This window comes from Stenotrophomonas sp. 22385, assembly GCF_052045085.1.
GTDB lineage: Bacteria > Pseudomonadota > Gammaproteobacteria > Xanthomonadales > Xanthomonadaceae > Stenotrophomonas.
Window position 1 is genome coordinate 325,034 of sequence record NZ_JBQEOG010000003.1, and the last position, 20,809, is coordinate 345,842.

The following is a 20,809-nucleotide window of genomic DNA, read 5'->3' on the forward strand; positions in this document are numbered from 1 at the left end:
CGCCGCTGCCTCCGGCGCGGCGCTGCGACCCCTGACACGCTGTACTGACTTAGAGAAGACAATGCCCAAGCGCACTGACCTTAAAACCATCCTCATCATCGGTGCCGGCCCGATCGTCATCGGCCAGGCCTGTGAGTTCGATTACTCCGGCGCCCAGGCCTGCAAGGCCCTGCGTGACGAGGGGTACCGCGTGGTGCTGGTCAACAGCAATCCGGCCACCATCATGACCGACCCGGAGATGGCCGACGCCGTCTACATCGAGCCGATCAACTGGCAGACGGTCGAAAAGATCATCGCCAAGGAAAAGCCCGATGCACTGCTGCCGACCATGGGTGGCCAGACCGCGCTGAACTGCGCGCTGGACCTGGCCGACCACGGTGTGCTGGAGAAGTACAACGTCGAACTGATCGGCGCCAAGCGCGAAGCGATCCGCATGGCCGAAGACCGCGAGCTGTTCCGCGTGGCCATGGGCGAGATCGGCCTGGAATGCCCGAGCGCGGCCGTGGCGCACACCCTTGAAGAAGCCATCGAGATCCAGACCCGGGTCGGCTACCCGACCATCATCCGCCCCAGCTTCACCCTGGGCGGCAGCGGTGGCGGCATCGCCTACAACCGCGAAGAGCTGGTCGATATCGTGACCCGCGGCCTGGAACTGTCGCCGACCACCGAAGTACTGGTGGAAGAATCGGTGCTGGGCTGGAAGGAATTCGAGATGGAGGTGGTGCGCGACACCGCCGACAACTGCATCATCGTCTGCTCGATCGAAAACCTGGACCCGATGGGCGTGCACACCGGTGACTCGATCACCGTGGCCCCGGCCCAGACCCTGACCGACAAGGAATACCAGCGCCTGCGCGATGCCTCCATCGCCGTGCTGCGCAAGATCGGTGTGGATACCGGCGGTTCGAACGTGCAGTTCGGTATCAGCCCGACCACCGGACGCGTCGTTGTCATCGAAATGAACCCGCGCGTGTCGCGTTCGTCGGCGCTGGCCTCCAAGGCCACCGGCTTCCCGATCGCCAAGGTCGCCGCCAAGCTGGCGGTCGGTTACACCCTGGACGAATTGAAGAACGAAATCACCGGCGGTCTGACCCCGGCGTCGTTCGAACCGTCGATCGACTACGTCGTCACCAAGATCCCGCGCTTTGCCTTCGAGAAGTTCCCGGCCGCCGACGCCCGCCTGACCACCCAGATGAAGTCGGTGGGCGAGGTGATGGCGATGGGCCGTACCTTCCAGGAATCGCTGCAGAAGGCCCTGCGTGGCCTGGAAACCGGCAAGATCGGCCTCGACCCGACCGGCCTGGATCTGCACAACGAAGACGACATCACCACGCTCAAGCGCGAACTCAAGGCCCCGGGCCCGGAGCGCCTGTTCTTCGTGGGCGATGCGTTCCGCGCCGGCTTCAGCGTGGAAGAGGTCTTCGCGCTGTCGCACATCGACCCGTGGTTCCTGGACCAGATCGAAGAGATCATCCAGGCCGAAACCCAGCTGGCCGCCGACGGTCTGGACGCACTCGACGCGGCCCGTCTGCGCAGGCTCAAGCGTGCCGGCTTCTCCGATGCGCGTCTCGCCCAGCTGACCGGCACCAATGAAGCGGGCGTGCGCGCGCTGCGCCGTGCGCTCAAGGTGCGCCCGGTGTACAAGCGCGTGGATTCCTGCGCTGCCGAGTTTTCCACCAGCACGGCTTACCTGTATTCGACCTACGAGGACGAGTGCGAAGCAGCGCCCAGCAACCGCGACAAGATCATGATCCTCGGCGGCGGCCCGAACCGCATCGGCCAGGGCATCGAGTTCGACTATTGCTGCGTGCACGCGGCACTGGCGCTGCGCGATGACGGGTTCGAAACCATCATGGTCAACTGCAACCCGGAAACCGTCTCGACCGACTACGACACCTCCGACCGCCTGTACTTCGAGCCGCTGACGCTGGAAGACGTGCTGGAAATCGTCGAGCTCGAGCAGCCCAAGGGCGTGATCGTGCAGTACGGCGGCCAGACCCCGTTGAAGCTGGCGCGGGCGCTCGAAGCCAATGGCGTGCCGGTGATCGGCACCTCGCCGGACTCCATCGACCTGGCCGAAGACCGCGAACGCTTCCAGCAGCTGGTGGACAAGCTGGGCCTGAAGCAGCCGCCGAACCGCATCGCCCGCAACGACCAGGAAGCGCTGCTGCTGGCCCGCGAAATCGGCTACCCGCTGGTGGTGCGCCCGAGCTACGTGCTGGGCGGCCGCGCGATGGAAATCGTCTACGGTGAAGCCGACCTGGCGCGCTACGTGCGCGATGCGGTCAAGGTCTCCAACGATTCGCCGGTGCTGCTGGACCGCTTCCTGGATAACGCCGTGGAAGTGGACGTGGACATCATTGCCGACAAGGACGGCAACGTCCTGATCGGCGGCGTGATGGAACACATCGAGGAAGCCGGCGTGCATTCGGGCGATTCGTCCTGCTCGCTGCCGCCGTACTCGCTGTCGGCCGAAACCCAGGCCGAGCTGCGCCGCCAGGTGGTGGAGCTGGCCAAGGCCCTGAACGTGGTCGGCCTGATGAACACCCAGTTCGCGATCCAGGCCGGCGACAACGGCGAGGACATCGTGTACCTGCTGGAAGTGAACCCGCGTGCCTCGCGCACCGTGCCGTTCGTGTCCAAGGCCACCGGCATGCCGCTGGCCAAGATCGCCGCGCGCTGCATGGCCGGCAAGACCCTGGCCGAGCAGGGCGCCACCAGGGAAATCGTGCCGGACTACTACTCGGTCAAGGAAGCGATCTTCCCGTTTGCCAAGTTCCAGGGCGTCGATCCGATCCTCGGGCCGGAAATGCGTTCCACCGGTGAGGTGATGGGCGTGGGCCGCAGCTTCAGCGCTGCCTTCGCGCGTGCGCAGGAAGCCGGTGGCATCAAGGCCCCGCCGCTGGGCAAGGCGTTCGTCTCGGTCCGCGACCCGGACAAGAAGCGCGTGCTGCCGGTGGCCCAGGCCCTGCTGGAACGCGGTTACAGCCTGGTGGCCACCCGCGGCACCGCCGCGTGGCTGCAGGAGCATGGCATGCAGTGCGAGATCGTCAACAAGGTCGTCGAAGGCCGTCCGCACATCGTCGATTCGATCAAGAACGGCGAGATCGTGTATATCGTCAACACGACCGAAGGTCGCGCGGCGATCAATGACTCGTTCTCGATCCGTCGCGAGGCGCTGCAGCACCGCGTCACCTATTCGACCACCATCGCCGGTGCCAAGGCACTGGTGCAATCACTGGAATTCCGCGGAACCGGCCCGGTCTGGTCGCTGCAGGAGCTGCACAAGGAGTTGAACGCATGAGAGCACCGATTACCCTGAAGGGCGCGCAGCGTCTGCGCGAAGAGCTTGACCATCTCAAGTCGGTCAAGCGCCCCAAGGTCATCGCGGCCATTGCCGAGGCACGCGAACACGGCGATCTCAAGGAGAACGCCGAATACCATGCCGCGCGCGAAGAGCAGGGCTTCATCGAAGGCCGCATCAAGCAGCTGGAAAGCGAGCTGTCGCATGCCGAGATCATCGACATCACCAAGCTCAATGCTGGCAGCAAGGTCGTGTTCGGCGCTACGGTCGAACTGGCCGACGTGGAAAGCGATGAAGAGAAGCGCTACCAGATCGTCGGTGACCTCGAAGCGGACATCAAACTTGGCCTGATCGCGATTTCCTCACCGGTGGCGCGTGCCATGATCGGCAAGAACGAGGGCGACAGCATCGTGATCGACGCCCCGGCCGGACAGCGCGAGTACGAAATCGTCAGCGTCCAGTACCTGGACTGACCTGACCATGGCCACGGCAACGCTGTTGCTGCCGGCGCGCAGCCGCTTCCCGGCGGCGGCGTTGCCTGATGACGTGGCCAGGGCGCTCGGCCGTGCCGAGCGCAGCCGGGTCGATGCCGGCGAGCGGGCCCAGCTGCAGCGGCATTTCCAGCTGCAGCCGGCCGATTGGCCGGTGGCGGCACTGACCCGGCAGCTGGATGTGGGCGATGCCCACGATGGTGTGTGGCTGCGTGCGGACCCGGCCAACGTGGTGCCGGACATGCACGGCGCGCGGATGATGGGCCATGGCGACACGTTGCGGCTTGAGGCCGACGACGTAGCGGCATTGCTGCCGGCGCTGCAGCCGTTGTTCGCGGGGTATGGATTCAGCCTGGATGCGCCGACCCCGTCGCGCTGGTATCTGCGCCTGCCACCGGAGACCCTGCTGCCGGTGTTCGCAGCACCCGATGACGTACTTGGCGATGACCTGTTCGGCCACCTGCCCGAAGGCGATGGCGGGCGTCGCTGGCGTGCATTGTTGACGGAGGCCCAGGTGGTGCTCCATCAGCACCCGTGGAACGTGGAGCGTCTGGCGGCCGGCAAGCGGGCGGTCAATTCGCTGTGGTTCTGGGGGGGCGGTGAACTGCCCGGGGCGGTTCGAACTGCCCATGCGCAGGTGCGCAGCCGCGATGCGCTGCTGCAGGCGTTGGCCAAGGCGGCTGGCGTGCTGGCCGATGGCGACCAGCAGGTGGATGCGCTGGTTGACCTGCGCCAGCTTCGTTCGTTGGAGCAGCTGGGCAACGATGCGATCCGGCCGCTGTTGTCGGCATTGCAGCGCGGTGAACTGCGCCGGCTGGTGCTGGATTTCGAGGATGGCGCCCGCTTCGAGCTGGACAAGACCCAGCGCTGGCGGTTCTGGAAGAAGCCGGTACAGCTGCACGATTGATGCCGGGTATCATGGTGGCCATCGGCGTTCGCGCTGTTCATCGAGCCCGTTTTGACCTCTGCTGATGCCCTCCAGATCCAACGCCGTCCTGTTGCTGCCCTCGGCGACTGGCCGGGCGACATGCTGCCGCTGCTGCAGCGCCTGTACGCGGCGCGCGGGGTCACCGATGCGGCGCAGGCGCAGCCCAAGCTGGCCCAGCTGCACGCGCCTGAACTGATGGGCAGCATGCAGGCCGCGGTAGACCTGCTGGCAGCGGCGATCGCGGCCGATGAGCGCATTCTTGTCGTAGGTGATTTCGATTGCGATGGCGCCACCGCCTGTGCGGTCGGCGTGCGCGGCCTGCGCATGCTCGGCGCGCGTGATGTGGTCCATGCGGTGCCCAACCGCATGCTGCACGGCTACGGCCTGTCGCCCTCGCTGGTGGCCGAGCTCGCCCCGCTGCAGCCCGGGCTGCTGGTGACGGTCGACCACGGCATTGCCTGCCATGCCGGCGTGACCGCAGCCAAGGCGCTCGGTTGGAAGGTGCTGGTCACCGACCACCACCTGCCGGGCGAACAGCTTCCGCCGGCCGATGCCATCGTGGATCCCAACATCAACGGTGATGCCTTCCCGAGCAAGGCGCTGGCCGGGGTCGGCGTGATTTTCTATGTGTTGATGGCACTGCGCCGGCACCTGCGCGTGCAGGGGGCGTTTGCCACGGGTGCCGAACCGGACCTGCTGACCCTGCTGGACCTCGTCGCGGTCGGCACCGTGGCCGACCTGGTCGCGCTGGATGCGAACAACCGGGCGCTGGTGTCGGCTGGACTTCGCCGGCTGCGCGCCGGCCACGGCTGCGTGGGCCTGCAGGCCCTTATTGAAGCCAGTGGCCGCGATGCGGCGCGACTCACTGCCACCGATATCGGGTTCGCGCTTGGCCCACGGCTGAACGCGGCGGGCCGGCTGGAAGACATGGCCCTGGGCATCGAACTGCTGCTCACCGAAGATCGCCGCCAGGCGCGGGAGATCGCCCAGACGCTGGAGCAGATCAATGCCGAGCGCCGTGCCGTGCAGCAGGTGATGACCGACGATGCTGAGCTTGCGGTATCCCGTGCGGCGCTGGCCGCCGAAGGTGAGCGCCCGATTGCGGCCTGTCTGTTCGACGCCGAATGGCACCCGGGCGTGGTGGGCCTGGTGGCGTCGAAGATGAAGGATCGCCTGCACCGGCCCGTGATTGCATTTGCTCCCTCGGAACCGGGCAGCGATTCTCTGCGCGGTTCGGCGCGCTCGATTGCCGGCTTCCACATCCGTGACGCGCTGGCGCTGGTGAACGCAGCCCACCCGGGGTTGATCGACCGGTTCGGTGGTCACGCGATGGCCGCCGGCCTGAGCCTTCCACATGCGCGGCTGCAGGAATTCCAGCAAGCCTTCGTGGCTGTGGTTCAAGCGAGCATGGATCCGGCCGCGCTGCAGCAGCTGCTGTTGAGTGACGGCGAACTGGCCCCGGCCGAGCTGGATTTCCAGCATGCCGAAGCGCTGCGCCTGGCCGGTCCGTGGGGGCAGGGCTTCCCGGAACCGCTGTTCGATGGCCATTTCCAGGTGGCGCGCTGGCAGGTGCTGAAGGAAAAACACCTCAAGCTCAGCCTGCGCGTGCCCGGCCGTGCCGAGCCGATCAACGCCATCCATTTCAGCGGCTGGCGCGGCAACGCGCCGGCCAACAACGTCCACATCGCCTATCGCCTGGTCAGCGACGACTACCGGGGCGGCGGTGCGATCCAGCTGATCGTCGAGCACTGCGCCGACGCATAGGGCAGGGCAGCGCCTGGCGCTATGGCTGGACCTTCGTCACCAGTGTCGGCAGGTCCCAGGCACCGCCTGCGGCGACCAGCCGGCACAGGCCGGTGGTGCTGTCTGATGTCTTGACGTAAGCGGTGCCGGTCCATGCCCAGCTGGCGCTGGACCAGCAGTCACCCAGTCCGCGGCCCTTGTGCGAGGACGAAATGGTCAGCGCGTCGTCGTCCACGCCCAGGTTGGTGATGTAAGCAGGCTGGTAGGGCATGTGGTCGTTGACCACCCAGTAGCCGCTGCCCGCGTTGTAGGCGCCGCGCCAGCAGGTCATGGACACCAGCAGCCGGCGGTTGTCCAGGCGCTTGACCTCGATCGGCTGGGGGCCTTCGTCCGCATAAGTGCCCTCGCTGGGGTGCAGTGATTCGCAGTCGTCCTGCGAAGTCGCTGCGGCAAGCGCGGCGCGAAGTGCCGGCGCGTTGGCCAGGGCTGCGTCGGCCGGGCGCGTCGCCACGCGCCGTGGCAGGGTCACCACCGGTACGGGCAGCGAGGGCGGCACGCTGGCTTCGGCGCGGCTGCCTTTGCGCAGGATCGCGCCCGGCGTGCCGAGCCGGCCCTGGAACTCGTCCATCTTCAGCAGTACAGCCGATGCGCCGCGGTCCGACAGGGTCCACTGGCGTCCGTTGTCGCCGATCAGCTCGATGCTGCTGTCTTTCACCAGCGCCTTGAGCAGTGCGGTCACCTGCGCCGGTGAGAAGCGGGTGTTGTCCGCCACGGTGCCCAGCGCGGTGCCGTTGATGCGCAGGGTGACCGTGGCCGGCAGGTCGCTTTCCTCGTACTCGCCCAGCATCAGCTCGGCCCCGATCGGCTGGTCCGGCCCGCCACGCCGGGTAAGCAGCACGGAGACCGGGTCGCCGCCGGTGTCTTCGTTCTGGTAACCGGCGGCGCGGCAGGTTCGGGTGTTGTCGCAGGCCAGGGTCCAGTCCTCATGGCTGAAGGCCACGCCGGGCGTGATCGCCCCGGTTGGTGCGGCGTGTGCGGCCGGGAGCAGGCCGGCAAGCAGCAGGGGGATCAGCGACAGGCGCATGCGGACATCCTTCTTCGACAACATTCCATGGGGGAGAGATCGTGGACCAGCGGGGGGCGTGCTGTCCAACCCCGTTTCCTGTCCTGGTGCGTTCAACCTGTCGTCATCGGATCAGGAGCGTTACATGGAAAGCGTGCTGCGCCGTATCGGGTTGGGAGTGTTGCTGTGGGTGGGTGCGGGTGCGGGCATGCCGTCGGCGGCGGCGCAGCGCGGGGTCGAACCGCTGCTGAAGGTGGCCGGCGCGGAACAGCCGGTGGAGCTGGAACAGGCGTGCATCGACAGCCATGTGGCGGCGGGTCTGGCTGAAACCCGCATCGAACTGGTGTTCCGCAACCCGAACCGGCGCGTGCTGGAGGGCGCGCTGGAGATTCCGCTGGCCGAGGGCCAGCAGGTGACCGCGTTCGCGCTGGATATCGACGGGGTGCTGCGCGATGCGGTGCCCGTGCCCAAGGCGCAGGGACGGCAGGTGTTCGAAGCCATCGAGCGCCGCCGGGTTGACCCGGGCCTGCTGGAGCAGACCGCCGGCAATCAGTTCCGCCTGCGCATCTACCCCATTCCACCGCTGGGCACGCGCCGGGTCGCGCTGACCGTGCGCGAGGCCCTGCCGGCGGGCAGGGAGGGCCTGCGCTGGACGCTGCCGCTGCAGTTCCTGGGCCAGGCCAGGTCGGTACAGCTGCGGCTGGACGCGGTCGCCACCGGCGTACCGGTGACGCACGGGCCGCCGACGCTGGCCCTGGCACTGCGCGACGGCGCCTGGCGCGCCCGGTGGCAGGGCAGCGGCACGCAGTTGCCGGATCAACTGGGCTGGATGCTGCCGCTGCCGCGCGGGCTGGATGCGGTGCGGGGCGACTTCGATGGCGACCACTATGTGATGGTGCAGGTGCCTGTGCCGGTGCAGACCCGCGAACGCACCTTGCCGCATCGCGTCGGATTGCTGTGGGATGCGTCCGGCTCGGCCCGCAATCGCGACACTGCCGCGGAACTGGCCGTGCTTGAGCGTTACTTCGCCGCCATCGGCAATGGCGAGGTACAGCTGACCGTGCTGCGCGATCGCGCCGAGCCGCCCCGCCGCTTCGCGATCCGCAAGGGCGATTGGAGCGCGTTGCGCCGGTACCTGGAGGCCGTGCCCTACGACGGCGCCAGTGCGCTGGGCAACTGGACCGCGCAGCCCGATATCGACGAGTACCTGCTGGTCAGCGACGGGCTGGCCAACTACGGCAAGCGTGAGCGCCCTGTATTGCGCGCGAACCAGCGCCTGTATGCGCTCAGTGGCGCCGGTGCGCGCACCGACAGTGACCGGCTGCGTGCGTGGACGCGTGCGGGGAACGGGCAGTTGCTGGTGTTGAACGGCAGCCTGGATGTGGCGTCCATGGCCGCCCGCCTGCTGCGCGACAACCCGGGCTACGTGCAGGCCGAAGGCGATGGACTGAGCGACCTGATCGTGGATGCCGACCGAGCGGACGAAGGCCGGGTGCGCGTGTTGGCGCGCATGCAGCACGCCAATGGCGCGCTGCGGGTGCAGGTGCCGGCGGCAGGCGGTACCCGGCAGACGCTGACGGTGCCACTGGCGCAGGCGCGCGATACCGCCGGGACGCTGGTTGCCCACGCCTGGGCCGACGCACGGCGCCGGGAGCTGGCCGCAGACCCCGTGGGCAACCAGGGTCAGATCCAGGCGCTGTCGCTGCGCTTTGGCCTGGTCGGGGCCGATACCTCGCTGCTGGTGCTGGAAACGCTGGACGACTACCTGCGCTATGGCATCCGCCCGGCTGCACCGCTGCGGCAGGCGTACGACCGGCTGCACGCGGTGAAGCTGGATGACGAGGCCAGCGCCCGCCGTGCACGCCTGGACAAGTTGGCCCTGCAGTTCGCCGAACGCGAACAGTGGTGGAACCGGGCCTGGCCGAAGGGCTCTCCTCCGCCGGCCGCATCGAGCAAGCAGGTGATGGCGCCGATGCCCGCTGCCGCCCCGGCTCCGCCCGCGCCGGCGATGATGCTGGCCGCCGAAAGCGCACAGCGCCAGCGGGCGGAGGCCGCGCCCACCACGCTGGACCGCGTGGTGCTGACCGGCGCACGGCGCACGCAGGCCGAAGCGGCGGTGGAAGCCGATGCCGGTGCCGATGCGGATGGCAGGGCAAACCAGGGCGCGCTGCGCATCACCGTCGGCGCCTGGGCACCGGACTCGGCCTACGCACGCCGGTTGCGCGCGGCACGCCCGGAGGCGGTGTACGCGCTGTACCTGCAGGAACGCGGACAGCATGCCGACAGCAGTGCCTTCTATCTGGACGTGGCCGATATCCTCTTCGCCCACGGCCAGCGCGACCTGGCGCTGCGGGTGCTGTCCAACCTGGCCGAAATGCAGCTGGAGAACCGCCACGTGCTGCGCGTGCTGGGCTACCGCCTGATGCAGGCCAAGTCGCCGGCGTTGGCGGTACCGGTGTTCCGTGACGTGCTGGCGCTGGGCGAGGAAGAGCCGCAGAGCTTCCGCGACCTGGCCCTGGCGCTGGAAGCCGACAACCAGCCGCAGGCGGCGCTGGCCGCGTTCAACGAGGTGGTGGAGCGGCCGTGGGACGACCGTTTCGACGGAATTTCGCTGATCGCACTGGACGAGCTGACCACGCTGGTGGCGCGCACCGGGGTGGACGCACGCGCGGTGGACCCGCGCCTGCGTCGTCCGATGCCGCTGGACCTTCGCGTGGTGCTCAGCTGGGACAGTGACAACAGCGACATGGACCTGTGGGTGACCGACCCCAACGGCGAGCGCGCCTACTACGGCAACCGGCTCACCTTCCAGGGAGGGCAGATGTCGCGCGACTTCACCGGCGGCTATGGCCCGGAGCAGTTCTCGCTGCGCCAGGCCAAGCCCGGCCGCTACAAGGTGGAGGCGAACTACTTCGGCAGCCGCCAGCAGCTGGTGACCGGGGCCACCACGCTGACCCTGCGCCTGAGTACCCACTGGGGCACCCGGCGCCAGCAGGACCAGCAGGTGACGATGCGCCTGAAGGACAGCACGGACACCGTGCTGGTGGGCGAGTTCGACGTGCGCTGAGCGTCAGGCCGTAGAATCGGGCGCCGACTCTCCGGCGCCCGATGCATGGAACCGAACGTACCCCACCGCAGTTCCCCACGCTGGCGGCCCGCCAGCCGCCTGCTGGCGTGGGCCGCCATCCTGTTCGGCAGTGCAGTGGCCAATGCCGTTGTCGAGGTGATGGACGCCCAGCGCCGGGGCGAGGCGCTGGCGCTGTGGGAACCGTTGACCTGGGAGCTGAGCAGCGCCGGCATGATCCTGCTGACCCTGCCGCTGCTGTGGTGGGGCTGCCAGCGCTGGCCACTGCATGCCGATACCTGGAAGCGCCGGCTGCCGCTGTACCTGCTGGCCAGCGTGGGCTGGTCGCTGCTGCACGTGGCCGGGATGATGCTGCTGCGCCACCTGGCCTACGCCAGCGTGGGCGAGCACTACGTGGACGGCTCGGCGTGGCCCACCCGGCTCCTGTACGAATACCTCAAGGACGTGCGCGCGTTCTTCAGCTTCGTGGCGCTGGAGCATTTCTTCAGCTGGTTCGGCCGCCGCCGGCAGGGTGAGGCCCACCTGCTGGCTGCGCCCGACGATGCCCCGCCGGAGGAGCCGGTCGAGCGGCCGCAGCGTTTCCTGGTGCGCAAGCTCGGCCGGGATTTCCTGGTGGCCACCGCCGACATCGAGTACGCCCAGGCCGCAGGCAACTACATGAACCTGCACGTTCGCGGCCATGAGTATCCGCTGCGCAGCACGATGGCGGCGCTGGAGGCCAAGCTGGACCCGGCCCGGTTCGTGCGGATCCACCGCAGCTACGTGCTCAACCTGGGCTTTCTGGTGTCCATCGAGCCGTTGGACAGCGGGGAGGCCAGGGCCCATCTGAAGGACGGCAGCGCGCTGCCATGCAGCCGCCGCCAGCTGCCGGTGCTGCGCGCCGCGCTGGGGCAGGGGCCAGCACCGACGGAGCCCGCCGCGACGTCGACAGCAACATGAACAAGCGCTCTGGGCTACAATTCCGGTCTTGTCCCAAGCCTTCATTACCGCCGATATGATCGAGCTCAATCCCGTGCGCCAGCGAATCACCGATCTCACCGATCGCGTGCTCTCGCTCAGGGGGTATCTTTGACTACGACGCCAAGAAAGAGCGTCTGGAAGAAGTAACCCGGGAACTGGAAAACCCCGATATCTGGAACAACGCCGAATATGCCCAGACCCTGGGCCGCGAGCGTTCCAGCCTGGAAAAGACCGTGGGCGGCATCGCCTCCATCCTTGATGGCCTTGCCGAATCCGGCGAACTGCTGGAACTGGCGGAAAGCGAGCAGGACGAAGACACTGCCCTGGCCGTGGTCGCCGACCTGGACAAGTACCAGAAGCACGTGGAACAGCTGGAATTCCAGCGCATGTTCTCCGGCAAGATGGACAATGCCCCGGCATTCGTCGACATCCAGGCCGGTGCCGGTGGTACCGAAGCCCAGGACTGGGCCGAAATCCTGCTGCGCATGTACCTGCGCTGGTGCGAATCGCGCGGCTGGAAGACCGAACTGATGGAAGTGTCCGGTGGCGATGTGGCCGGCATCAAGTCGGCCACGCTCCGCGTGGAAGGCGACTATGCCTACGGCTGGCTGAAGACCGAAACCGGCGTGCACCGCCTGGTACGCAAATCGCCGTTCGATTCGGACAACCGCCGCCACACCAGCTTCACCTCGGTGTTCGTGTCGCCGGAAGTCGACAACAACATTGAAATCGACATCAACCCGGCCGACCTGCGTACCGACGTGTACCGTTCGTCCGGCGCCGGCGGCCAGCACGTCAACAAGACCGAATCGGCGGTGCGAATCACCCACATCCCGACCAATACGGTCGTGGCCTGCCAGACCGGCCGCAGCCAGCACCAGAACCGCGACAACGCGATGAAGATGCTGGCCGCCAAGCTGTACGAGCTTGAAATCCAGAAGCGCAACGCCGAGCGCGACGCGGTGGAAGCCACCAAGTCCGACATCGGCTGGGGCAGCCAGATCCGCAACTACGTGCTCGACCAGAGCCGCATCAAGGACCTGCGCACCGGCATCGAACGCTCCGATACGCAGAAGGTGCTCGACGGTGACCTCGACGAATTCGTCGAGGCCAGCCTCAAGTCGGGCCTGGAAGCCGGCTCCAAACGCCTCGACGCCTGACGGTCGGGCCGCCACGTGCGGCCCGATCCGCTCCACCCCGGCACGCCCGGGTTTCGTCATCCTGTCCATATCCCCCAGACATAGACCCACGCCATGAACGATCAGATCCCCGCGCCGCAGCCTCCCGTCGACGAGAACAGCCTCATCGCCGAGCGCCGCGCGAAACTGACCGCGCTGCGCGGGCAGGGCATTGCCTACCCGAACGATTTCCGTCGTGAGGATTTCGCCGGCAAGTTGCAGGATGAATTTTCCGACGCCGAACAGTGGACCGCCGAAGCGCTGGAAGCTACCGACCGCCAGGTGAAGATGGCCGGCCGCCTGATGGCCAAGCGGGTGATGGGCAAGGCCAGCTTCGCCCAGATCCAGGACGAATCCGGCCGCATCCAGCTGTTCCTGCAGGGCAATGCGTTGGGTGACGCGTACACCGCCTTCAAGGGCTGGGACGTGGGCGACATCATCGCGGTCGAAGGCGGGCTGACCCGGACCAGGACCGGCGAACTGTCGGTCAAGGCCACCGGCATCCGCCTGCTGACCAAGTCGCTGCGCCCGCTGCCGGACAAGTGGCACGGCCTGGCCGACGTCGAACAGCGCTACCGCCAGCGCTATGTGGACCTGATCGTGACCCCGGAGTCGCGCGAGGTGTTCATCAAGCGCTCTCGCATCATCCGCGCCATGCGCGCTTGGCTGGACAACCGCGACTTCCTGGAAGTCGAAACGCCGATGATGCATTACATCCCCGGCGGTGCCACGGCCAAGCCGTTCACCACCCACCACAACGCGCTGGACCTGGACCTGTACCTGCGCGTGGCCCCGGAGCTGTACCTCAAGCGCCTGGTCGTGGGTGGGCTGGAGCGCGTCTACGAGATCAACCGCAACTTCCGCAACGAAGGCGTCAGCACCCGGCACAACCCGGAATTCACCATGATGGAACTGTACGAGGCCTACGCCACGTACAACGAAGTGATGGACCTGACCGAAGGCGTGATCCGTGACGTGGCCAGCACGGTGCTGGGCACCACCACGGTGGAGTGGGACGGCGCCACCATCGACCTGGCCCCGGCGTTCCGCCGCTGGCGCATGGACGAGGCAGTGCGCCACCACAACCCGGAAATCAGCGAAGCGGACTGCACCGACCGCGAGGCGCTGCTGCGCCATTGCGAGCGCCTGAAGATCCGGGTCAAGCCGTCCTACGGCTGGGGCAAGCTGCTGCTGGAGATCTTTGAAGCCACCGTCGAGCACACCCTGGTGCAGCCGACCTTCATCACCGATCACCCGGTCGAGGTCTCCCCGCTGGCCCGCGCCAACGACGACCAGCCCGGCTACACCGACCGCTTCGAGCTGTTCATCAATGGCAAGGAGCTGGCCAACGGGTTCTCCGAGCTGAACGACCCGGAAGACCAGGCGGCCCGCTTCCAGGCCCAGGTGACGGCCAAGGAAGGGGGCGATGACGAAGCCATGCATTACGACGCCGATTACATCCGTGCGCTGGAGTACGGTATGGCCCCGACTGGCGGTCTGGGCATCGGCATCGATCGCCTGGTAATGCTGCTGACCGGCAGCAGCTCGATCCGTGACGTGCTGCTGTTCCCGTATATGCGACCCGAAAACTGAGACGCAGGTCCGGATGGCCCGTGCCGGGCCGTCCGGGCGGGTTCCCCTGCGATGGCCGGACGAGTATGGTTTCCGCGTGGCCCATTGATGCGCCCTATGGGTGCGGTGGCCGGGGAATCATGAGCGGAGGTGGTCCCAATGCAAGGTGCCGGTGTACAGAGCGGCGGAGTATCCTTACCGCAGCATGTTCCAGTGTGGTCCAGGAAGACGACGGAAGCAGCCTTGAATATTGTCATCGTTGACGATCAAACGTCCGCGCGCACCATGCTGCGGCATGTCATCGAAGATATCGCGCCGGAATTGAGCGTGCATGATTTCGGCGACCCGCTCACCGCGCTGGCCTGGTGCGAATCGCACGGGGTGGACCTGCTGCTGCTTGATTACCGCATGCCGGAGATGGATGGCCTGGAATTTGCCCGCCGCTTCCGCCGCCTGCCCAAGCACCGCGACATTCCGGTGATCCTGATCACCGTGGTCGGCGACGAGCCGATCCGCCAGGCCGCGCTTGAAGCGGGCGTCATCGATTTTCTGGTCAAGCCGATCCGCCCGCGCGAGCTGCGCGCGCGCTGCTACAACCTGCTGCAGCTGCGCCAGCAGTCGGAAAACGTGAAGCAACGCGCGCTGTCGCTCGAACAGCGGCTGCTGGCCAGCATGCACGAGGTCGAAGAACGCGAGCGCGAGACGCTTTCGCGGCTGGCCCGCGCGATCGAGTTCCGTGATGCTGGGACGAGTGCCTACCTCGAGCGCATGGCGCACGTGGCCGGGCTGATCGCCGAACAGCTCGGCCTGCCGGAAGAAGAGGTCAGACTCATCGAGATGGCCGCGCCGCTGCACGACATGGGCAAGATCGCCATTCCCGATGCCGTGCTGCTCAAGCAGGGCAAACTCAACGACGAGGAGCTGGCCATCATGCGCCGGCACCCGCGCATTGGTTACGAACTGCTCAGTGGCAGCCAGAACCGGTTCATCCAGGTGGGCGCGCTGATCGCGTTGCGCCACCACGAACGTTACGACGGCAGCGGGTATCCCGACGGCCTGGTCGGCGACGCGATCCCGCTGGAAGCGCGGATCGTGGCGGTGGCCGATGTCTTTGATGCCCTGATCTCGCCGCGACCATACAAGGAAGCATGGACGATGGAAGCCACCCTGGCCTACCTGTACGCACAACGCGGGCGCCTGTTCGACCCGCGCTGCGTGGATGCGCTGCTGCGCGGCAGGCAGCAGCTCGACGATATCTGCGCGCAGCATTCGACTGCGTCTTCCCGCCCGGGGATGTGACATGCACAGTCCGTTCCAGGCTCTGAAGCAGCGGCTCGGTGCGCTCCCTGGCCTTGCGCTGCTGAGGCGCCAGCTCGGTAATCGTCCCGACAGCGAACACGGCCAGGCGATCGTGCGCATCGTGCTGATCGTGCTGATTCTTGCGTATGTGCTCATGCCCGGCGTGCGCAACGACCTGCCACACCATCAGTACCAGGTGGTGCTGGGCATCGTGCTGACCGGTCTGGCGTTGTCGGTGCTGCTGTTCTCGTGGCTGCTGGCACGCCCGCAGCGCTCCGATCCGCGCCGGGTGGCCGGCATGCTGGCCGACTACGGGCTGATCGCCGCGGGCATGGTGCAGATGGGCGAGCCGCTGGCGTGGGTCTACATCGTGGTGATGTGGGTCACGGTCGGCAACGGCATGCGCTACGGCAACAAGTACCTGTACGCCGCCGTGGGGATGGCGCTGGTCAGCTTCGGCGTGACCGTGCTGGCTACCGGTTACTGGCAGGCCAATGCGCGGCTGGGCTTCGGCCTGTGGCTGGGCCTGGCGGCGGTGCCGCTGTATTTCGCCAGCCTGCTGCGCCAGCTCACCCACGCCATGGACGAGGCGCGCCGCGCCAGCGAGGCCAAGAGCCGCTTCCTGGCCAACATGAGCCACGAATTCCGCACTCCGCTCAATGGCCTGTCGGGCATGACCGAGGTGCTGGCCACCACCACGCTGGATGAAGAGCAGCGTGAGTGCGTCAACACGATCCAGGCGTCTTCGCGCAGTCTGCTGGCGCTGGTGGAAGAGGTGCTCGACATCTCGGCCATCGAAGCGGGCAAGCTGCGGGTGGTGGCCGAGGACTTCTCGCTGGACGACGTGGTGCAGTCGATCGGCCTGATCCTGATGCCGCAGGCACGCTTGAAGCGGCTCGACTACCAGGTCAAGGTGGCCTCCGGCGTACCGCGCCTGCTGCGTGGTGACCTGGGCCACCTGCGCCAGATCCTGCTCAACCTGGCGGGCAACGCAGTCAAGTTCACCGAGCACGGCAGGGTCGAAATTCGCGTCTCACCGGCAGGTGAGGAGGCCCATGGCCAGGTTCGCCTGCGCTTCGACATCCTCGATACCGGCATGGGCGTGGGCCCGGAAATGCGTGCGCGCCTGTTCCAGGCGTTTGAGCAGGCCGATGTCAGCCTGGGGCGTCGCCACGAGGGCAGCGGGCTGGGCACCTCGATCTCACGCGGGCTGGTGGAAGCCATGGGTGGCCAGATCGGCTATGCCGAAAACCCGCCGCAGGGCAGCTGCTTCTGGTTCGAACTGCCCTTCGCATTGCCCCCGGTGGTGGCCGGCGAGTTCACCCCGGCCGTCCTCGGCAACGGCCCGCAGGGTGCGCAGGACAATGTAATCGCTTTCGCCGACCCGTTCCTGCGCCACCGGGCACGGGTGCGCAGCATGAAGGTGCTGGTGGCCGACGACCACCAGGCGAACCGGCTGGTGCTGCAGCGGCTGCTGCAGAAGGCCGGCCACAAGGTGGTCTGCGTCAACGGCGGCGAAGCGGTGCTCGATGCGATGGCCGAGAGCGACTACGACGTGGCCATCGTAGATCTGCACATGCCGGGCATGAGCGGGCTGGACATGCTCAAGGAGCTTCGCGTGCTGCAGGCCGGGGGCGCGCCGCGTACCCCGGTGCTGGTGCTCAGCGCCGATGTCACCCCCGAATCCATCCAGCAGTGCACCCAGGCCGGCGCGCACACCTTCTTCGGCAAGCCGGTCGTGCCGGTGAAGCTGCTGGACACGCTGGCCGAGATCGCCGCCAACGACGGCCTGAAGGCACGCACCGCTGTGGTGCCATCCACGCCGGTGGCAGTGGGTGTGCTTGATACCGGCGTGCTCGATGAACTGGCCGCGCTGGGGATGGGCGAGGGCTTCGAACAGGAGTTCATCCGCCAGTGCCTGGCCGACGCTACCCAGTGCGTGGGCGTGGCCATGGAAGCGGGCGAACGCGGCGACTGGGTACACCTGCGTGAGCAGGCGCACGCCATCAAGGGTGTGGCCAGCAACCTGGGTCTGGTGCGGGTGGCTTACCGTGCCGGCGAGGTGATGCACATGGCCGACTGGCAGCTCAAGAGCGAATGGTGCGAGCGGATGAAGCTGATCCGCACGGCGGTGAAGGAAGGCAGGCAGGCGCTTGAAGAGCGCAGGCGCCCGGGTGCCTCATCCACGGATGACGGCGGCATCGACATGCGCTGAAAAAAAGCCCGGCTCCTACCGGGCTTTTTTACTGGAACCCCCTGCTTGCAATGGCGCAGTTACGCCGCATCGGACTGGGCACGACGGGTCTGCGCCTTGATCAACCGATCCATGGTGCGCAGCGACTTGTCTTCCAGGGCCAGTGCCGAATCCACCCAGATCCGGGTGATTTCCAGCAGTTCGTCATAGCCCACCGCCTGGGCCAGGTTGCGTGCGGCGTTCATTGCCAGGTAGGTTCGCGGGGTGCGCTGCTGCTGGCGGATCAGGTCCTCGGCGGCCTTGACGCCCTGGCCCTTCGGCACCAGCACGTCGACCACGCCCATGGCATGCATCTCTTCGGACGAGTAGACGCGTCCGTCCAGGATGATCTTCTCGGCCAGCTGCGGAGCCACGCGGCGGCACAGGAACGAGTAAGCGCCCATGCCCGGGAACAGCCCGAACAGTACTTCGGGCAGGCCCATGCCGCAGCCTTCCTCGGCGATGATGGTGTGGCAGGCCAGCGCCATTTCCAGACCGCCGCCCAATGCATCGCCCTGGATCAGCGCGATCGACCGCACGTCGCCACCGAAGCCGGTGTGCAGGTGGTGCACCCCTTCCACGCAGCGTTGTGCATAGGCGAGCAGGCGGTCGCGGTTGCCTTCCCGGATCAGTTGGGCAAACAGCGCAAGGTCGCCGCCCAGGTTGTAGGCGGTGGCATCGGAGGCCAGCACGAAGTGGCGCAGCCGGCCGCTGTTGCGCTCGGCCGGGGACAGCGTGATCTGGCTCATCACGCTCCACATTTCATCGAGCATGTCCTTGCGGCAGCAGGGACGGATGCCGGTGGCGGCATCGGCGTGCATGAACAGCCAGTGGGCGGCGTCGTCCGGGGTCGATTCGGTGCGGATGGTCGCATAGCCGCGGGAATACGGAAGCTTTTCGATGGATTGCATGGGGATTACCTCGGCGGGGTTGGCCTGCAGGGAGGACGGTGGGCGGCAGGCCGGACGGGTCCACACGCCGCGATCCTACACCGCCGACCCGGGCCGGAATGCAAATGCCATTGATAATGTCCACGGCAGCCCGAAATGCCGGCCAGAATCTCGTTCAGCCTTATGCCGCAAGGGAATCGAGTGATTCGCATCGCGCTGCGCCGGCGGCGCGCAAGTTAATGGGCCGGCTTAGGAATGGGACGAATCTGCGGACAAGAAAACGCCCGCAGGCGATGCCGTGCGGGCGTTCAATTCCTGCGGTGGCCTTTCTACTTACGCGGCGGGCGTGTCGCGCAGCTCGCGCCGCAGGATCTTGCCCACGTTGGTCTTCGGCAGTTCCTTGCGGAACTCGACGATTCGCGGGTGCTTGTAGCCGGTCAGGTTGGCGCGGGCATGTTCCTTGACCATTTCGGCGGTCAGGTTCGGGTCCTTCTTGACGATGACTACCTTGACCACTTCGCCGGACTTTTCATCCGGCACGCCTACTGCGGCCACTTCGAGTACGCCGGGCATCATTGCGATGACGTCTTCGACTTCGTTCGGGTACACGTTGAAGCCGGACACCAGAATCATGTCCTTCTTGCGGTCCACGATGTAGAAGAAGCCGTGTTCGTCCATGCGTGCCATGTCGCCGGTGTGCAGCCAGCCATCGGCATCGATCGCCTTGGCGGTCTCTTCCGGGCGTTGCCAGTAACCCTTCATCACCTGCGGGCCGCGGATGCACAGCTCGCCCACGTCGCCGGGGGCCAGGGTGACGCCGTTGTCATCCTTCACGCAGGCGTCGGTGGACGGGATCGGCAGTCCGATCGCGCCGTTGTACTCGGCCAGGTTGAGCGGGTTGATGCAGGCTGCGGGCGAGGTCTCGGTCAGGCCGTAGGCTTCGACCAGAGTCACCCCGGTGGTCTTTTTCCAGCGCTCGGCCACGGCACGCTGCACCGCCATGCCGCCACCCAGGGTGACCTTCAGCGAGGAGAAATCGACCTCGTCGAAGCCGGGGGTGTTGAGCAGACCGTTGAACAGGGTGTTGACGCCGGTGATGGCGGTGAAGCGGGTGGCCTTGAGCTCCTTCACGAAGCCCTTCATGTCACGCGGGTTGGTGATCAGGTGGTTGCAGCCACCGAACTTCATGAAAACCAGCCCGTTCGCCGTCAGCGCGAAGATGTGGTACAGCGGCAGGGCGGTGATGATCCACTCCTTGCCCATCTCGATGCCCGACGCGGAAATCCACGCCGACGCCTGCTGCATGTTCGCCACCAGGTTGCGGTTGGTCAGCATGGCACCCTTGGCAACCCCGGTGGTACCGCCGGTGTACTGCAGGAAGGCCACGTCGTCGTGGTCCAGCTCCACCTTCGGCAGAGTGTGGCCGCTGCCCAGCTTCAGTGCCTGGTTGAAGCGGACCGCGCCGCGCAGGGTGTAGTTGGGCACCATCTTCTTGATGTACTTCAGCACGAAGTTCACCACCACGCCCTTCAGGCCGAGCATGTCGCCCAGGCCGGTGGTGATGACCTGCCTGATCGGCGTGTCCGCGATGACCTGCTGCACGGTGTCGCCGAAGTTGTCGACCACCACCAGTACGGCGGCGGCGGAATCGACCAGCTGGTGCTTGAGCTCGCGGGCGGTGTACAGCGGGTTGACGTTGACCACCGTCAGGCCGGCGCGCAGCACACCAAAGGTGGCCACCGGATACTGCAGGCAGTTGGGCATCATCAGGGCGACGCGGTCGCCCTTCTTGAGCTTCAGCTCACCCAGCAGATAGGCGGCGAACTGCTCGACCAGGGCATCGGTTTCACCGTAGGTGAGGACCTTGCCGAAGCTGGAGTAGGCGGGACGGTCGCGGAACTTGGCCACCGACGCATCGAATACGGCTGATACCGAATGGAACTCGTTGACGTCGATTTCGGCGGGTACGCCGTCGGGATAGCTCTGCAGCCAGGGACGTTCCAGACTCATTATTCCCCCTCCAGGAAACGTTGATGGTGTGATGCCGACGGACAGTATCCGTC

13 protein-coding genes are annotated in these 20,809 nt (G+C 66.7%); 10 read left to right on the top strand and 3 right to left on the bottom strand.

Annotation, left to right across the window (positions count from 1 at the left end; translation table 11 throughout):
• The first annotated feature begins 61 nt into the window (after positions 1–61).
• The 4 genes from carB to recJ all read left to right on the top strand — a co-directional run bounded on the left by carB (position 62) and on the right by recJ (position 6,487).
• Positions 62–3,304, top strand: a complete 3,243-nt coding sequence (carB, locus tag ACTJI4_RS08155; protein WP_440869002.1) for a carbamoyl-phosphate synthase large subunit — start codon at positions 62–64, stop codon at positions 3,302–3,304.
• An 8-nt stretch (positions 3,305–3,312) separates the two neighbouring features.
• Complete coding sequence (greA, locus tag ACTJI4_RS08160; protein ID WP_392917595.1) at positions 3,313–3,777, top strand: transcription elongation factor GreA; 465 nt, start codon at positions 3,313–3,315, stop codon at positions 3,775–3,777.
• Positions 3,778–3,784: 7 nt separating this feature from the next.
• A complete protein-coding gene (locus ACTJI4_RS08165) occupies positions 3,785–4,702 on the top strand; it encodes a phosphoglycerate mutase (RefSeq protein ID WP_392917127.1) in 918 nt (305 codons plus the stop codon).
• 120 nt (positions 4,703–4,822) lie between these two features.
• On the top strand, positions 4,823–6,487 hold the full coding sequence (gene recJ / locus ACTJI4_RS08170) for a single-stranded-DNA-specific exonuclease RecJ (RefSeq protein WP_440869046.1): 1,665 nt from the start codon (positions 4,823–4,825) through the stop codon (positions 6,485–6,487).
• Positions 6,488–6,506: 19 nt separating this feature from the next.
• Here the strand turns inward: recJ and ACTJI4_RS08175 are convergent, their stop codons facing one another.
• The gene (locus ACTJI4_RS08175) at positions 6,507–7,550 is read right to left on the bottom strand and encodes a DUF1176 domain-containing protein (RefSeq protein ID WP_440869003.1); all 1,044 of its coding nucleotides are present in this window, start codon (positions 7,548–7,550) and stop codon (positions 6,507–6,509) included.
• 124 nt (positions 7,551–7,674) lie between these two features.
• Between ACTJI4_RS08175 and ACTJI4_RS08180 the strand changes: the two genes are divergently transcribed.
• From ACTJI4_RS08180 to ACTJI4_RS08205, 6 genes are all read left to right on the top strand, one after another.
• Positions 7,675–10,596, top strand: a complete 2,922-nt coding sequence (locus tag ACTJI4_RS08180) for a VIT domain-containing protein (RefSeq protein ID WP_440869004.1) — start codon at positions 7,675–7,677, stop codon at positions 10,594–10,596.
• A gap of 45 nt (positions 10,597–10,641) precedes the next feature.
• The gene (locus ACTJI4_RS08185) at positions 10,642–11,553 is read left to right on the top strand and encodes a LytTR family DNA-binding domain-containing protein (RefSeq protein ID WP_440869005.1); all 912 of its coding nucleotides are present in this window, start codon (positions 10,642–10,644) and stop codon (positions 11,551–11,553) included.
• A gap of 55 nt (positions 11,554–11,608) precedes the next feature.
• Positions 11,609–12,734 (top strand): peptide chain release factor 2 gene (gene prfB / locus ACTJI4_RS08190; protein WP_392917598.1). Its coding sequence is split into 2 segments (ribosomal slippage): positions 11,609–11,683 and positions 11,685–12,734, totalling 1,125 coding nucleotides; the frame shifts between segments, so codons are not numbered across the junction.
• 93 nt (positions 12,735–12,827) lie between these two features.
• Positions 12,828–14,345 carry a lysine--tRNA ligase gene (lysS, locus tag ACTJI4_RS08195; protein ID WP_392917141.1) on the top strand — a complete coding sequence of 506 codons (1,518 nt, stop codon included), beginning with the start codon at positions 12,828–12,830 and terminating at the stop codon, positions 14,343–14,345.
• 138 nt (positions 14,346–14,483) lie between these two features.
• Positions 14,484–15,623: an HD domain-containing phosphohydrolase gene (locus ACTJI4_RS08200; RefSeq protein ID WP_392917144.1), complete on the top strand. Its 1,140-nt coding sequence runs from the start codon at positions 14,484–14,486 to the stop codon at positions 15,621–15,623.
• Between the two features lies 1 nt (position 15,624).
• Positions 15,625–17,838, top strand: a complete 2,214-nt coding sequence (locus ACTJI4_RS08205) for a response regulator (protein WP_440869006.1) — start codon at positions 15,625–15,627, stop codon at positions 17,836–17,838.
• 59 nt (positions 17,839–17,897) lie between these two features.
• Here ACTJI4_RS08205 and ACTJI4_RS08210 read toward each other — a convergent pair whose 3' ends face one another.
• Positions 17,898–18,767: a crotonase/enoyl-CoA hydratase family protein gene (locus ACTJI4_RS08210; RefSeq protein ID WP_392917150.1), complete on the bottom strand. Its 870-nt coding sequence runs from the start codon at positions 18,765–18,767 to the stop codon at positions 17,898–17,900.
• A gap of 312 nt (positions 18,768–19,079) precedes the next feature.
• Complete coding sequence (locus tag ACTJI4_RS08215; RefSeq protein WP_440869007.1) at positions 19,080–20,756, bottom strand: long-chain fatty acid--CoA ligase; 1,677 nt, start codon at positions 20,754–20,756, stop codon at positions 19,080–19,082.
• Between the last annotated feature and the right edge of the window lie 53 nt (positions 20,757–20,809).

Bases quoted from the DNA above. Each gene is read 5' to 3' on its own strand.
- carB (WP_440869002.1), top strand. From the start codon at position 62: ATGCCCAAGCGCACTGACCTTAAAACCATCCTCATCATCGGTGCCGGC.
- ACTJI4_RS08165 (WP_392917127.1), top strand. From the start codon at position 3,785: ATGGCCACGGCAACGCTGTTGCTGCCGGCGCGCAGCCGCTTCCCGGCG.
- recJ (WP_440869046.1), top strand. From the start codon at position 4,823: ATGCTGCCGCTGCTGCAGCGCCTGTACGCGGCGCGCGGGGTCACCGAT.
- ACTJI4_RS08175 (WP_440869003.1), bottom strand. From the start codon at position 7,550: ATGCGCCTGTCGCTGATCCCCCTGCTGCTTGCCGGCCTGCTCCCGGCC.
- ACTJI4_RS08180 (WP_440869004.1), top strand. From the start codon at position 7,675: ATGGAAAGCGTGCTGCGCCGTATCGGGTTGGGAGTGTTGCTGTGGGTG.
- ACTJI4_RS08185 (WP_440869005.1), top strand. From the start codon at position 10,642: ATGGAACCGAACGTACCCCACCGCAGTTCCCCACGCTGGCGGCCCGCC.
- lysS (WP_392917141.1), top strand. From the start codon at position 12,828: ATGAACGATCAGATCCCCGCGCCGCAGCCTCCCGTCGACGAGAACAGC.
- ACTJI4_RS08200 (WP_392917144.1), top strand. From the start codon at position 14,484: ATGCAAGGTGCCGGTGTACAGAGCGGCGGAGTATCCTTACCGCAGCAT.
- ACTJI4_RS08205 (WP_440869006.1), top strand. From the start codon at position 15,625: ATGCACAGTCCGTTCCAGGCTCTGAAGCAGCGGCTCGGTGCGCTCCCT.
- ACTJI4_RS08210 (WP_392917150.1), bottom strand. From the start codon at position 18,767: ATGCAATCCATCGAAAAGCTTCCGTATTCCCGCGGCTATGCGACCATC.
- ACTJI4_RS08215 (WP_440869007.1), bottom strand. From the start codon at position 20,756: ATGAGTCTGGAACGTCCCTGGCTGCAGAGCTATCCCGACGGCGTACCC.